Genomic DNA, 15876 nt, shown 5'->3' on the forward strand with positions numbered 1-15876 from the left:
TCTGCTTCTGCCTGTTTATTATACCGTTTCCATACGAGGACTGTTTTCTATTTTACAACCAGACTGGGGTGTTACAGAAGAAGGTATTTAAGAAAAAGTATAGAATATTACTTGGGTAAAGTTATTAAAGAAATTGATATATATTAGCCATATTAAAATGAAAAAGGATGTGAATTATGCTTTATAAATCTCGAACTGAACCTGCTGAATTACTAATTCTGAAATCCTTAAACACTCGGATGAGTTTGTCTGAGAAAGAAAGGCATCATTATTTCAACCTTAAAAAAGGCTATGAAGGAGAGGTATTATTTGATTCATTGACGGAAAAACTTCAATGTGAATGTTTTATATTAAACGATTTGCTACTCCAACTAAATAACACCACTTTCCAAATCGACTCAATAATAATTAGTTCAGACTCCATTTATTTTTTCGAAGTGAAAAATTATGAAGGAGATTATTATTACGATTCGGAAAGATTATATAAGAAACCCAAGTATGAAATTAATAATCCACTAAACCAATTGAAGAGGAGCGAATCCTTACTGCGCCTGTTACTCCAAAACCTTGGCTTTAATATCCCCCTTATTTCTTCAGTCGTTTTTATCAACCCCGAATTCACCTTATACCAAGCACCTTTAAATAAACCATTTATTTTCCCAAATCAAGTTAGTCGTTACTTTGAAAATTTAAATACATTATCTACAAAGTTAGATAGAAAACACAAAATGCTAGCTGATAAATTAATTTCACAGCATATGAAAGACTCTCCTTTTAAACTATTACCATCTTATGAGTATGAGCAGCTGAGAAAGGGAATCACTTGTTTAGTTTGTAGCTCCTTTTCTATTTCTGTAAAAGGGAAGAAATGTATTTGCAAGGAATGCGGACACGAAGAAATGGTTGTAACCGCTGTAATCCGTAGTGTGAATGAATTTAAGCTTCTTTTTCCAAGTCAAAAAATTACTACGAATGTAATTCAAGATTGGTGTAAAGTGATAGAGTCCAAAAAAAGGATTAGAAGGATTCTCTTGAAAAATTATAAAATAGTAGGGGTTCATCAATGGACTTTCTACGAAAAAACCACAACTTAAAACTTTAATGTATACCTCCTATGGCAAATGAAGGACTTTACTCCATCTCATTTACTGAATTTTGGCCTTCATTCCCCTTATGAAGGACTTTCCACTTACTCATTTACTGGATTTTGTCCCTCATTTCCCTTATGAAAGACTTTCCTCCATCTCATTTATGGATTTTGGTCTTCATTTCCCTTATAAGGACTTTTCTCTAAATTATTAAGAATTTTGTCCTTCATTTCCCCTATGAAGGACTTTTCTCTAACTCATTTACTGGATTGGCCTTCATTTCCCTTATGAACGACTTTCCTCCAACTCATTTACTGAATTTTCCCTCCATTCCTAATAAACCCCTGCCCGCATCAGCTGAAATCATTGATTCGTAATAGCAAATATAAACAACGTACGGTAAAGTGAAGCATTCTTTTTGACAAAACAATAGGTTTTATATAATAATAACTTTTGTATTAGAATTATTATAATATAATTGCGATTATATGTTTTAAATAATTCTCAAAAACCCACACCTAGGAGGCAATTACTTATGTCATTAATTGGATCAGAAGTAAAACAATTTACAGCTAAAGCATATCGTAACGGTGATTTTATCGATGTTACTGAAGAAAACTTTAAGGGTCAATGGAGTGTAGTTTGCTTTTACCCAGCAGACTTTACATTCGTATGCCCTACAGAATTAGAAGACCTGCAAAACGAGTACGCAACTCTAAAAGAACTTGGCGTGGAAGTATATTCCGTTTCAACGGATACTCACTTTACACATAAGGCTTGGCATGATCACTCAGATGCTATTGGTAAAATTGAATATACTATGATTGGTGACCCTTCACAAAAAATCTCCCGCAACTTCGACGTATTAAACGAGGAAGAAGGTCTTGCTGATCGCGGAACTTTTATCATCGATCCAGACGGCATCATCCAAACTGTTGAAATAAATGCAGACGGCATCGGCCGTGATGCTAGCACTCTTGTTAACAAGATTAAGGCAGCACAATATGTTCGCAACAATCCTGGTGAAGTTTGCCCGGCTAAATGGCAGGAAGGTTCTGCAACACTTAAGCCAAGCCTTGACCTTGTAGGCAAGATTTAAGGAGCCGATTAAATGTTACTAGATGCAGATATAAAAGCACAATTAGCCCAATACCTTCAATTGTTGGAGGGTGATGTCCTTCTAAAAGTCAGCGCAGGCTCTGATGACGTATCTCGCGACCTGCTGGCTTTAGTAGATGAATTGGCCGCCATGTCATCCAACATTAAGGTAGAGAAAGCTGAATTACAAAGAACACCGAGCTTTAGCGTGAATCGTCTCGGCGAAGATACTGGAGTAACGTTTGCCGGTATTCCTCTGGGACATGAATTTACGTCTTTAGTGCTTGCTTTGCTGCAGGTTAGCGGAAGAGCGCCTAAGGTAGATCAAAAGGTCATTGATCAAATTAAGAGTATCAAAGGTGAATATCACTTTGAATCTTATATCAGTCTTAGCTGCCACAATTGTCCAGATGTTGTTCAGTCACTAAATTTAATGAGCATTCTCAACCCTGGCATTACTCATACCATGATCGACGGCGCAGCTTTCAAAGAAGAGGTAGAAAGCAAAGACATCATGGCAGTACCAACTGTTTTCCTAAATGGTGAATCTTTCGGCAGCGGCCGTATGACACTTGAGGAAATCCTCGCCAAGATGGGGAACGGCCCTGATGCAGCAGAGCTTGCTGATAAGGATCCATATGATGTGCTTGTTGTTGGAGGCGGACCAGCCGGTGCAAGTGCAGCCATCTATGCGGCACGCAAAGGCATTCGCACAGGTATCGTGGCTGAGCGCTTTGGCGGCCAGGTTATGGACACCATGGGTATTGAAAACTTTATAAGTACGAAATATACAGAAGGTCCTAAGCTTGTTGCAAGCCTTGAAGAACATGTTAAAGAGTATGGCATTGATGTAATGAATTTACAGCGTGCCAAGCGTTTAGAAAAGAACGAACTCATCGAACTTGAACTAGAAAATGGTGCTGTTTTAAAGAGCAAAACCGTTATTCTTTCAACAGGTGCACGCTGGCGCAATGTTGGCGTACCAGGCGAAGCAGAGTTCAAAAATAAAGGTGTAGCATACTGTCCACATTGTGATGGTCCTCTGTTTGAAGGAAAGCATGTTGCAGTAATCGGCGGAGGCAATTCCGGTATTGAGGCTGCAATCGATCTCGCAGGAATCGTGAAGCATGTTACAGTTCTTGAGTTTATGCCAGAGCTGAAGGCTGACGCTGTATTACAGGAACGCCTTTACAGCCTGCCTAATGTAACGGTCCTAAAGAACGTACAGACCAAAGAGATTACCGGCACCGACAAGGTAAACGGTATTTCCTACATCAATCGTGATACAGAAGAAGTTCACCATATTGAATTAGAAGGTGTTTTTGTTCAAATTGGTCTTGTTCCAAACACCGACTGGTTAGGCGAGACTCTTGAACTCACCCGCTTCGGTGAGATTATTGTAGATAAGCATGGTGCTACAAACGTACCTGGAGTATTTGCTGCAGGCGATTGTACGGACAGTGCATATAAGCAAATCATTATTTCTATGGGATCAGGTGCTACCGCATCCTTAGGTGCATTCGATTATCTCATCCGAAATTAATGAAACTTCCAAAAGTCGCTTCGCTGTCTGACCGATAGTGAAGCGACTTTCTTTTTTTCTGGGAGCTTGTCAATTTTAGTATGGATCCTTAAGCTCCTAAGCGGTTTCATGGACTCTTCTGGAGAAGATAACTGAATGTCATTCATGATTCGGTTCACCGTGATATTTGGTAATTGCGATTTAAATTTGATTGATTTTGAAAAAAAGACCTTAAAAGGATACGGCTCTGCCTATCATTTTTTAAGGTCTTTTTGCTTCATTATTTATCCTATTACAAAGCTAGGATTCTTCATTTCATGATAAAACATATAATTTTTACGATTTTTTTATAAACTGACCCCTAAGTTTTACGCTAAATTGACACTTTTAAATATACCAATCCTTTGCTAAGGTTATCAGTAAATGCGAAAACGGATTTAAGGGGAAGGGATACTATCATTGGCAACCGCTTTTTCAAGTTTGGACTGAACCCGCTGATTATGTCCTTATACTCGATAACGGAATCTTTGGTGAAGTTTTTATCCTTTTATCAGAATATTTCGTCCAAATAAGGAACTAATTGTAGTGTTGACTATACCCTTCTCCAGACGTACGCGACTTAGGTTTCAAAGGAAACCATAGCCTTGCGAAACTATTCCTTGAAGCCTATAAAAAAATGATAAGGAAGGTTAAAGACTATGCAAAAAACAACAAGTTATTCAAATGCACGCACTTTTAATTTAATTCTAACATCCATGTTAATTGCCCTCGTATTCGTTGCAACGATCTTTTTAAATATCAAACTGCCGATCACGGCAAACGGCGGTTTAGTTCATCTTGGAACAGCTATGCTCTTTATCGCATCCATCTTATTTGGTCCTAAAAAAGGCGCCATCGCTGGTGCTGTTGGGATGGGTTTATTCGACTTAATCTCTGGGTGGACATTGTGGGCACCGTTCACCATTTTAACTCGCGGCCTGCAAGGATATATAGTTGGAAAAATTGCCTGGTCTAAAGGCCGCAATGGAAGTAGTAATGGTTTCAATCTTTTCGCTACTATCATTTCGGTTCCTGTTATGTTAGCTGGTTATTACATTTGTGAATGGGTTCTATTTAGCAGCTGGATTGCACCAGCGGCCTCTATTCCCGGAAACATCGTTCAAAATGTGGTAGGGATCTGTGTAGCCATTCCAGTTTGTACTGTACTGAAAAAAATTCCATTTTTTAAATAGTTATTAAAGATGCACAAATACACAAATAGTTTCTTATCAACATTTTTTATATGACATGAAAGAGGGAGAATGCTTTGTATATCAAGCATTCTCCTTTTTTTTCTACACAACTAATTCATAATTCAATTTAACCGGCCTTCTGTATAGGCAGCATAGGGTTGGATAAACAAGAAATTGCTCACTGGCAAAGATTGTCCAGCGTAGATGCTTGGTTTACTGACTGGCTTCCCATTTGGCCACTTCTACACGAACGATAGGTGCCACTTCTTTCCCCAACAGTTCGATAGCCTTCATTACATCCGCATGCGGCATGGAACCAACCGGTACATGCAGCATAAACCGTGTGATGCCTACGTTCTTTCGGAGGTGAATGATCTTTTGGGCAACAGTTTCCGGATCCCCCACATAGAGTGCACCCTCAAAGCTTCGTGCCGCATCGAATGATGCCCGGCCATAATACCCCCAGCCCCGCTCCCTTCCGAGCACATTCATGACTTGCTGGGTAGGAGGGAAAAATTTATCCGATGCCGTTTCGTTATCCTCTGCAATGAAACCATGTGAATGAGAGGCAATCGGCAATTTAGAGACGTCATGACCAGCCTGAGCCGCCGCTTGTTTATAAAGCTGGACAAGCGGAGCGAATTGGACAGGACGTCCTCCTATGATCGCAAGCACCAGTGGCAGCCCTAACAGTCCAGCACGGATGACCGACTCACTATTGCCCCCGCTCCCGATCCATACAGGCAAAGGATTTTGCACCGGACGCGGATATACACCAAGATTGTCTATGGCCGGACGATGTTTGCCGGACCAGGATACAACTTCAGACTGTTGTAATTTCAGCAGCAGATCCAGCTTCTCTTCAAAAAGCTCATTATAGTCATTTAAATCATAGCCAAACAGCGGAAAGGATTCAATGAAGGAACCACGGCCTGCCATGATTTCCGCACGCCCATTCGAGATGCCGTCAAGCGTCGCAAAATCCTGGAATACACGTACCGGATCTGCAGAGGAAAGTACAGTGACCGCACTCGTCAGCCGGATCCGATTTGTCTGCGAAGCTGCGGCAGCCAGCACAACAGCTGGAGAGGATGCTGCGAAATCCTGGCGATGATGCTCTCCTACCCCAAATACATCCAACCCTACTCGATCAGCAAGCACAATTTCCTCAACGACTTCACGCAATCGCTGTGCATGGCTGACGACTTCCCCTGTTTTAACGTCCGGTGTTGTTTCTACAAATGTACTGATTCCTATCTCCATTAAGCATTCACTCCTGGATTGCAAGATGAATTTGTAAGAGAAGCGTGGTTTTAAATATCTTCTTCCTACTAATTTACTTTAATATACCTCAATTTCGAGATTTATTCATTACGAATAACCCGATAAATTAAGGCTTCCTCACCGTTCCTTGACACTCCCGCAAGCTGCTCCAGCCGCTCTCGGTCTTCTATCCGATACTGACGCCCTGCCTTATGCAAATAACCCTTTTCGCATAACTTAGCCAGGACATGTAATAGATGGCGGTAGGAGACGCCGAGAAAATCGCAGACAGTGACGTGTTTTTCTCTGTAAATATCGCCGTCAGCCGTCTGCAGGATAAAGTCCGCCAAGCGGTTTTCCAGCGGGAAAGCGAGGCTTTGGGAATACTTTGCAGCCATTTGTGTGGCCTTAACGCTTAAGAATTTCGTAAGCTCCCGCAGGAATATTATATCCTCGAGCATCTGCTTGCCGCATTGATGCAGGGGAATCGCAAAACAGACCGTCTTTGTGGACGCCTGGATTCCCTTTGTATAGTACACTTCATTGAGCAGCTCCATCTCCCCGATATAGTCACGGGCATTGATGAAATTGATCAGTGATACCTTTCCATTCTGATAAGTCATGTAAATCTTCGCTTTTCCTTCTATCACATAATACAAATAATCCGGCCGCATGCCCTCCCGAATGATCCATTCATCGCGCCTGTACTCATGGACCTCGATGTATTCTTCAATTGGAAAGGAGAATAATTCTGAGATGGAGTGCTTCTCCAAATACTGCTGTCTTTCTTTCATTTGAACTTTTTTCATTGCTTTCACCCAAAGCACGGGAGCGGTTCGCTGTTCTTTGGCTCTGATCCTGCCCCTATGCCTCCTTTTTCTAGATTAATCTAAATCTAAAATATGAGATTTCTCATATTATTTTACGATTGCCATTGGTATGATGCAATTATTGGAGGAATCGATCATGAACTCTCAACGCTGGATGAGTAGACAATTTTTCAGTTTCTTTTTCACATGGGGAATTTTCCTGCCCTACTGGACAGGATGGATGATCCATTCAAAGGGAATGACTGTGGCACAGGCAAGCTTGATCATGAGCCTGGGGCTCGTAATAAGGGGACTTTCGACATTATTTGCTTTCCCGCGTTTATCAGGGAAATTCAGCAGCAAAATACTGCTGAACGGCATGGGAATCGGCACGTTCATCATCCTGCTGCTCTGTATCCCCGCCAATTCTTATACAAGCTTACTGGTCGCCGTCTTGTTCCTGCATTTCTTCTACCCGGCCCTGATGCCGGCAATGGATACCGCAGCGGGCGTTCTCGTCCAGAATAAGCAATTAAAGCATTACGGCAAGAGCCGCTCCTGGGGCTCCTTCGGCTTCATCGTCAGCGGCATGACCTTGACCTTTTTCACGGGGAAATTCGGGGAGGAAGCCATACTGTGGGGACTCCTGCTCGGTGTCTCTGTGCTGGTTTGCCTTGGCATGATGCGCGCACCCGATGTCCTGACCGAAAAACCAAAGGCAGATCCTGCAGACAGAAGCTCCCTGCTGAAGCCATTCAAAGCCAAACACTTCGGTCTTGTGCTCGTCATTGTGATCCTGCTGCAGGCCGCACACGCATCCTATTACAACTATGGGTACATCTATCTGCAGGAAATCAACGCACCCAAATATCTGACAGGGGTCATCCTGAACATCGGGGTCATTGCAGAAATCCTGTTCTTTCTGATTGCCGACCGCGCCTTTCGCAGCTTCTCGGCAGGCTCCCTGCTGGCACTGGCAGCACTGGGTTCCACCGTCCGATGGATTCTCGTATTTGCCTTTCCGAGTATTGCGGTGTTCTCTGTGTCGCAGCTATTGCACGCATTATCCTTCGCCATGGGTCACTATGCATTTATGAAATATTTAGTCCAGAACATCCCGCCCAAGGACGTCCCGAATGCACAGGGAATCTACTCTGCCCTCGCCCTTAGCTGGAGCACGGCAGTATTCACCGTATTTGGCGGATACTTATATGAAATAGAGCCAAGATATGCATTCCTCGGAATGCTGGTTTGTTCCATTCCATCCTTCATCGTGGCGCTGGTTTACAGAAAACTCGCGCACAAGAAGCAAATTGCCGCTGAACATTTCGCTGGTTAGCAAAAAGAGCATACCTTTTTCGGGTATGCTCTTTTTGTTGAACTTTTAATCAACTATTCTTGTCCCATGAACTTCGCTGACATTTAACACTGTTGTAATGGAAAGAAGATTGTTTCTAGTAATTCCGCCGCCAGGAAGGATTATGATTCTGCCAGCTGCATAGTCTATAAACTCCTTTAACCTGGACAAATGATGCTCGATTCCGAAATCTAATGGGCCTCCGTGAGTTAAAATTCGATGTACACCTTGTTTCACCAGCCAATCAATGGCATCAAGCTGTTTTCCAGGTTTTATTTGGTCAAACGCCATATGAAAGGTGATTTCTACCCCTTCAGCCAACTCTAATAGGGCGGCCATGGCTGCTTCATCAATCCACCCTGTATGATCTAAACAGCCAAACACTACTCCATCTGTGCCTAACTGTTTGAGATGGAGTAGATCATGCTTCATGATTTCAATTTCTTCGATACTATAAATAAACTTCCCGCCTCTTGGCCTTACCATGGACATGACCTTAATATCTTTGCTATGGCAGTATTCTATGGCCTTTAAAGCAACACCGTGGCTTACCGTTGTACCTCCTGCAGAAAGATTGTCACAAAGCTCAATGCGGCCTGCCCCCTTGGCAATCTTCTCGGGGATCATTGCAAAATTCTCCACACAAACTTCCTTAAGCATATCCATCCACCTTGCTAATAAAGTTTAACGCGAAACCTGCTTTATATCCGAATCATTTGATAGGTCCGTAAGGTCTTTTTCTGCTTTCAGCTGTAGTTTCCAGTCCCTTACTTTTTGCTGAATTGATTTCTTCAATCAATGATAAACTTTTTCTAGGGTAGTTTTTGATATTTCGGGACGATTTGTCAATCTGCAAGTATTTAGTCTAAGCCTGAGTATTTTGCTCAAGGCATTGATAAACGGACATCATATCTCGTTTATCCAACTCACGAATACGATTGAAAATAGGAATATCTGCAGCTTCCTCCGTTAGTAAGCTTTCAGCAACAACGTTCCTTACTTTGCCTGTTAACCAGGTTTGCACGTCGATGCCATCGACTATCTCCTTCCGACCTTCATCATTGATGCCACTGGCATAGCAACTCACACAGGGTACCGATAATTTTTGTACGCCATCATGAAGACCATCCTCTGAAATGACTTTCTTCCCTTTACAGAATGGACATGGATGACTTGCTTTAATCTTATTAATTTGGGTAACAATTTTTTTGTAACCGAACGCTTCATAAACATAAGTTAGTTTTTTGTATTTTCCATTGGTGAAATACTTTTCAATAATGGTTTCTCTCGTTTCTGTAATATTGGCAAAATCACAGATTGTGATCCGATTTTTGCTGCTTATTGCTTCGATTTTGCCTTTAATACTGTCCCAGAATGGCAAGACATTTTGTAAAACAATTTCATAGTTTACAAATCTTGCTTGTTCAATTTCAAGAATTTTCAGTGCTGCTTGTGTTTCCCTGGAAAGGGAGGAAACATCTTCCGTAAGCACCATATCGCCGCCAACTATCGCTTTAAGTTTTTCCAGTTCTGGTAACTTCCCTACTGTTTTTATGACTTGATCTATCGGCTGATGAATGATTTCACGTATATCCACATCACCAAATGTTAGTTTTTTATGATGGTTTAGCACGGTTCCTTGACAAATAGGACAGGTAATCATCTCTTTTGATGCTTTCATATGATCTTTAATGATAGATTTCGAAATAAACATATAACGCCCAATGATTAAATTAAAGCCTTCCCATGTTCTCGAAGCCTTGCCTGCTTTATCATAAAATGACTTTTCCCAATAACCATATAAAAAGGTTTGCTTTTCTGCTTCTGTCATCTCATTATAGCTTTTACTAATATCCTGACCAAGTTCATTCTTTATCTCATCAAATAGGAATTGCAATTTTGGATATTGATAATATTTTAATACCTCCATCACGTCTGAATGTAATAAGCCATCCCAGAATGGCACGGTTTTGTCTTGAATGACAACATCAATATCAAATTTTTCGATGACCCGACGGCCAGAACAACATGGACAATGATTTTCTTGATAGTAGAAATCGAAGCTGCTTGGATCTTTATTGGTCGGATGAGCAGCTACAATATGGTTGATCAGCCCCCCAATTTCATAGAGAAAACTATATTGACTATACAAGTGCCTTTCAAGATCAATGGCGATAACAGGCGCGATGGTGTCAGATTCGTATTCGCCATAAATCACACGGGCCATTGGTGATAAGCTTTTTAAAATGCCGCCCTTATAGACGTTTTCTGCCTTTTTAAAATAGACCATATGATTTTCTTTTAAGTAGTGAATACCCTCTTGGTGTTTGAGTGTTGAAGAAATGTGCAAGGGAGCAACTCTCTCTTTATTATTTTTTTGACGATAATAATCTTCATGACTGACAACATTAAGATTCTCGACAGGTGCAAGCTGTCTTTTACCAAAATCAACGATAAAATCGGAGCTTTCCAGCATATAGGCATTATGTTCAATCATCATGATAGAGACAGATTCATCCTCTAGAATGACCCTGACACTATCAATAAATTGGTTTAAAATATTTTGCGATAACCCTTTTGAAGGCTCGTCAAAAACAAACAGAGTATGTGGATTTCTTGCGTTCGCAAACAACTCAGAAACTAAATGAATACATTGAAATTCACCCGTTGATAAGGATTGTGTTTTTCTTTCTAACGTCAAATAACCAAGTCCAAGTTTGATCAATAAACTCAAGCGTTTGTGAGCGATGTCTTCCTTTGGAAGTTCATCAATAATATCTTCAATCGAGCGCCCGAAAATATCATCAATCTCTTCACTATATTTTGTGAGTTTCTTTTTAATATCAAGAAACGTCGCAACTGTTGACCGGCTGGTAATCGATTTGTTTCGGTCCTGCCCAACCATGACGAGTTTATCCTTTGGATATCGCTTCAAAAAATCTTTGGCGATACACTCATTGACGAGAGTAGATTTACCACATCCAGACTCACCGGTAAAAGTGACAAGTCTATTTTTGGGAAGCTGAATCTCAGAGATTTGAATATTCCGACAGTAAAGATCCTGAAATTGATAGTATTCGGTTGGCATTGCTTGATTTCGTTCCCAGATGATTGGACTTGGACGTGGTGATTCTTCCACAATTTTCCCACCATACTTACCACTTCCAGGCCCAAAGAACAATTGCTCATCCGTTGTATCGAGCACAGTATCAGAATGATCAATGAGCCAAAGTTGATTCTTATACCCTAACTGTTTAATCTGCTCTAAAATTTTCAATAATGTGTCGTGATCAAGACCAACGGAGATTTCATCAATAATAATAACGGTATTCTCACTGGCCGCCATGAATTCTGCCAAGTAAAGCCGAGTTAATTCCCCTCCTGACAAAGTACCCATAATCCGATTTAATGTTAAATAACCAATATTCATATTGATAATATTTTGGAGAATATACTGCTTCGCTTCACTTATATGTAAAACTTCAGCTAATGAAAGAATGGATTCAATGCTTAAGTCGTTGATATCGGAAATACTATGTGGTTGTTCAAATAAGTCAATCGTATATTGCAGGGCTTCCTGATTATAGCGCATGCCCATACACTTTTTACATTCCACGTTTTTGGTAGTACCGCGCCCTTTACAATCTGTACACCAACCTAATGCATTGTTAAAGGAAAAAACTTCTGGAGAAAGATTGAATTTATCAGCAAGATGAACACGAATCTCTTTAAAAACACCCGTATGGGTGCCAATGGTAGACCGCGGATTAGAAGAAATCGATGATTTTCCTAGAAAAAGAACTAAAGGCATGTCTTCCATCTTGATGGCACTGAAATTCGTTTCCATAATATTAGAAAACAAATACTGATATTCAGCCTTTGGCAATAAAGAAACGAGACGCTTCTTGGATTCTTCACCAATCGTTTGACAAAAAGTGGTCTTACCGGACCCAGACAAACCTGCAATTCCTAACGAATGATCTGATGGCAGTACGGCATCTAATTGGTTAATATTGTTCGCAATTAATCGATTTACTTTCATATGTACATCCTCTCTACTCTATTAAACCTAGTCCTTCCACGTTAGCACAGCGAATAATGTATTTGTTGTTTTTTTGAATTAAAAGACTCTTTCTAAACAAACAGACGGCATACCCTAACAATTATCAATGGCAGCACCATTCTATTATTCTTTCACATTCCACTCATCAAAAAACCTATCATTCATCGACAAAAATCGAAGAGTGACAGGCAGCGAAATAATAAAACTGGATAGACCTTTCTTCTGTTTATCATCTTCAAATAAAGATGTTGATTAGAAAGAATTATCTCCTTATCAAGGCTGAAATAAAAAATTCTATTAATAATGTGTACTTTAGCTCTTCTACTAATAACTTAATTTACTTATGGTAAGGTTCTCCATTCATCGTTAGCTGGTAAATCATTAGTGTCAAAAAACCAAAAAGAAATGTTCTTTAGCTTCTTTCTGTCATCTGTAACATATATTTCTTTAATTAATGACCTAATTAACAATTTCTTGTCCTCATCATCAGCAACCTCGAAAGCTTTGGTAAAGTTCTCGAATGCTTCTCTAATAATTGCAGGTGTTATTTCAATTGGTTTATTCAAAGCCATTTCTTTCTCGATGGCTTTGATTTTCAGGTCAATATCATTCAATTTAGTATTCACATTTTCTACTAAACGGTTATAATTTTCTGCTTTAAGCTTATTTGCGAAATATGCTTCATCTAATTCACCCTGTCTTTTACTGAGATTCTCAAATTCTAGATTCATTATCTGTAAATCATTTAGTAATTCGTCGTCTTTAGAAGACCCAGGGGTTTGTAGCTTATCCAAAACATCTGCAATAATTCTTTCATCACCAATAATAACGTTAATAATTTCAAGGATTTTTTCTTCAATCCATTCTTTTTTAATCAAATTACTGTTACAAGCGGCTTTTCCCGCACTATGGTATGCCTGGCACATGTAATATAGATGATAACCCTCGCCATTACGTTTTTTAACCTTGTTCATTACTGTACTTGCTCCACAGCGTGGACACTTCAGAACACCAGATAAAAAGAAGTTTCCATTGAAGTTTCGATTTGAAGAATATGTTTCTTTTTGTAGGGAGTTTACTTGTTTTACCTTGTTCCATAAATCAATATCTATGATTGCTTTGTGTAGACCCTCGCTAGTAATCGGATTAGCTACACCAGCTCTTCTCTTTGTAGACCAATCTCTTTGTTTGCCCCACGCACTTTTACCCGTGTACATCTCATTATTTACAATTGTCTTAACTGATTCCAATTTAAAGAGATTTTTGTTTTTGGTTTTTTTTCCACGATGATTGAGATAATTAGCTATTTTCTTATAGCCCCAGTTTTCAGCTCGAAGTTCAAAGATTTTTTTAACAATCTTAGCTTCATCTGGATTGATAACTAATTTCTTATTAATATTGTCATACCCTAAAATTCTGCCACCATTCCATTCACCCTGCTCAGCACGTTTCTCCATACCTGATTTAACTCTGTCTACCAAGGTCTCTCTCTCATAACGTGCAAATGTACTTAACAGGGAAATAAACATATACCCAGTAGTAGTTGAAGAATCAATATCTCCAGTACTAACTAATATCCTTTTGTTTTTTGTTCTTAAAAAATTGTCAATTAAATTTAAGACGTCAGTGTTATTACGTGAAAGTCTATCGACTTTCCAAACTAATATTGTATCAATCTTATTCTTCTGAAGGTCTTTAAACATCCTTTGAACATTTGGACGATTAAAATCTTTTCCCGAAAAGCCGCCGTCATCATAGACATCATAGACGTCAAAATTGTTCTGTTCTGCATATCGTAATAATGTATCCTTCTGAGCTTCTAAAGAGAAACCATCCTTTTGCTCCTCTGTGGAAACTCGTATATATATACCTACTACCGAATTTTTATTCATTACAAACACTCCTTGTAGACGAGTAAAGTTACACTAGCTAAAAATAACTTTACTCTTTGATTTATTATTTTTTAATCTTGCAGCCTAATTCCAAAGCATCAACATGAGCCTATAATGCCATCATTTTTCAACTTAACACCGATTGTATGTGTATTGTTCTTATGAATAAAACGATTTGGGATTTCCCCAAAGTTTTTAATATGATAGCACCAATTTATATAAATTGTGAAAAACGGAAACTACTTACGTGTATTTGCATAGGCTGAAACTATATTAACCAATGCTTGTACAAGTTGGTCCTTTTTTAGTTCTTCTTTAGTAGGTTGTATTGGTTTGGTAGTAAACATAGCTTGTGTTCCTCTCCTGATTGTCTTTAATTATTTGCCTCGATATATCGTAAATTCAAGATAGCATTTTAAAATTTAAAAATACGCAAAATCGAATTTTAATTTTGAGAAGGATAGAAATTTATATATTCATAATATTTAAAAAATAATCTAAGATATATACCGATTTTTTAACAAAAAAAATTTTTTCGTTATATTATTTTAAAGACTGGGAGAGAACGAATTTTATTGTATTCGCTACCCCTATTAAGGAATGTGGTAGGATGTGTCGGAACTGAGAGGGTTCTGATGCTGAAAGATTGAAATTAAAGATGTTTCATCTGCCGCAGGCAGCTTGTCTCGTTTAACAAAAATTAGGCTGCCAACCACTTTTACGTTAAATGAATATTAAAACAAATTGCCAAAGTTGAAAATGCCAATTTCAACTAAAAAATTTGTAAACAAATCTTTCTCTTTTTAAATGCAAGTATGCATATCGGAACGCCAACTGATAGAGCATGCTGTACCAGTGTGAAGTCTTGTTCGCCAAACGAGATGAAGCTGATACACCTGAAGCGACGTGCATTGAGAGGTGCTTGCGTCGAGACAACGGGGGCTGCGAATAAAATCGCTTCTACCCAATGAAGGAACCTTGTGGTTTTTTTGAAAGTGGGCGACATTGAAACGATGGATATTCAGCGATGTGAATTTCTGTCTGTCATATTTTTCAGCTTTGCTGAAATTAATCTAAGTGGTGAAAATCCACCTGGCGGGGAGACCTGGCAACAGCTCAACGTTCAGCTCGGCGGGGGAGTAATAATCAATCTTGGCGGATATGATTGGCTAAGTAAAAGCTTAGCTCCACGAAAGTGGTATGTGCAAATAGCTTAACCCGTAAAGATAATGGAACATGCTCCATTTTAAAGCAATCCTGCGTTTTAGTAGGAAGCAACCGAGTAAGAAAACAAGAAGTGGGTGCCGAACCGACTGTGAAGAGGTAAATCGACCGAAAGCCGTATGGTGAGTAAGAGGGAGCTTCCACATTCTGCCCTTATTAGATTTGCCTTGGAGTCAACCAGAACTTGTTTTTGAAGAATATGACTAAAATGGGAAGGTCGTAGCGGGTCAATTGATGCCGACGATGGGAGATTTCGCAATTAGGTTTTTAACAATCCTGCAAGGCAGTGGGTGAGTTAGTTCTTGTGGAGGTTTGGCGACCTTCTGAC

At 39.6% G+C, this 15876-nt stretch carries 11 protein-coding genes; 6 read left to right on the plus strand and 5 right to left on the minus strand.

The window, feature by feature from the left end; all coding sequences use genetic code 11:
* Nucleotides 1–176: 176 nt before the first annotated feature.
* From JOC77_RS14215 to JOC77_RS14230, 4 genes are all read left to right on the plus strand, one after another.
* Complete coding sequence (locus JOC77_RS14215; RefSeq protein WP_204544289.1) at nt 177–1094, plus strand: nuclease-related domain-containing protein; 918 nt, start codon at nt 177–179, stop codon at nt 1092–1094.
* A gap of 529 nt (nt 1095–1623) precedes the next feature.
* Entirely contained in the window at nt 1624–2187 is a 564-nt protein-coding gene (gene ahpC, locus JOC77_RS14220) for an alkyl hydroperoxide reductase subunit C (RefSeq protein ID WP_204544291.1), read from the plus strand.
* A gap of 12 nt (nt 2188–2199) precedes the next feature.
* A complete protein-coding gene (ahpF, locus tag JOC77_RS14225) occupies nt 2200–3729 on the plus strand; it encodes an alkyl hydroperoxide reductase subunit F (protein ID WP_204544293.1) in 1530 nt (509 codons plus the stop codon).
* A 677-nt stretch (nt 3730–4406) separates the two neighbouring features.
* On the plus strand, nt 4407–4940 hold the full coding sequence (locus JOC77_RS14230) for an ECF transporter S component (protein WP_204544295.1): 534 nt from the start codon (nt 4407–4409) through the stop codon (nt 4938–4940).
* 213 nt (nt 4941–5153) lie between these two features.
* On the opposite strand, the gene JOC77_RS14235 is transcribed toward JOC77_RS14230, so the two are convergent.
* On the minus strand, nt 5154–6203 hold the full coding sequence (locus tag JOC77_RS14235) for an LLM class flavin-dependent oxidoreductase (protein ID WP_204544297.1): 1050 nt from the start codon (nt 6201–6203) through the stop codon (nt 5154–5156).
* Between the two features lie 101 nt (nt 6204–6304).
* On the minus strand, nt 6305–7012 hold the full coding sequence (gene yeiL, locus JOC77_RS14240; protein WP_204544299.1) for a transcriptional regulator YeiL: 708 nt from the start codon (nt 7010–7012) through the stop codon (nt 6305–6307).
* Between the two features lie 157 nt (nt 7013–7169).
* Here yeiL and JOC77_RS14245 point away from each other — a divergent pair, with 157 nt between their 5' ends.
* Nucleotides 7170–8351 (plus strand): MFS transporter, encoded by a 1182-nt coding sequence (locus JOC77_RS14245; protein ID WP_204544301.1) that lies wholly within the window; start codon nt 7170–7172, stop codon nt 8349–8351.
* Nucleotides 8352–8396: 45 nt separating this feature from the next.
* Here JOC77_RS14245 and JOC77_RS14250 read toward each other — a convergent pair whose 3' ends face one another.
* The 3 genes from JOC77_RS14250 to JOC77_RS14260 form a co-directional block, all read right to left on the minus strand.
* Nucleotides 8397–9029, minus strand: coding sequence for a copper homeostasis protein CutC (locus JOC77_RS14250; RefSeq protein WP_204544302.1), 633 nt, complete (start codon nt 9027–9029; stop codon nt 8397–8399).
* Between the two features lie 205 nt (nt 9030–9234).
* A complete protein-coding gene (locus JOC77_RS14255; protein WP_204544305.1) occupies nt 9235–12411 on the minus strand; it encodes an ATP-binding cassette domain-containing protein in 3177 nt (1058 codons plus the stop codon).
* A gap of 362 nt (nt 12412–12773) precedes the next feature.
* On the minus strand, nt 12774–14324 hold the full coding sequence (locus JOC77_RS14260) for a recombinase family protein (protein WP_204544308.1): 1551 nt from the start codon (nt 14322–14324) through the stop codon (nt 12774–12776).
* Nucleotides 14325–15337: 1013 nt separating this feature from the next.
* Between JOC77_RS14260 and JOC77_RS14265 the strand changes: the two genes are divergently transcribed.
* Nucleotides 15338–15541 (plus strand): hypothetical protein, encoded by a 204-nt coding sequence (locus JOC77_RS14265; protein ID WP_204544310.1) that lies wholly within the window; start codon nt 15338–15340, stop codon nt 15539–15541.
* The last annotated feature ends 335 nt before the right edge of the window (nt 15542–15876 follow it).

This window comes from Peribacillus deserti, assembly GCF_016909175.1.
In the GTDB taxonomy this organism is placed as follows: Bacteria; Bacillota; Bacilli; order Bacillales; family DSM-1321; genus Paraperibacillus; species Paraperibacillus deserti.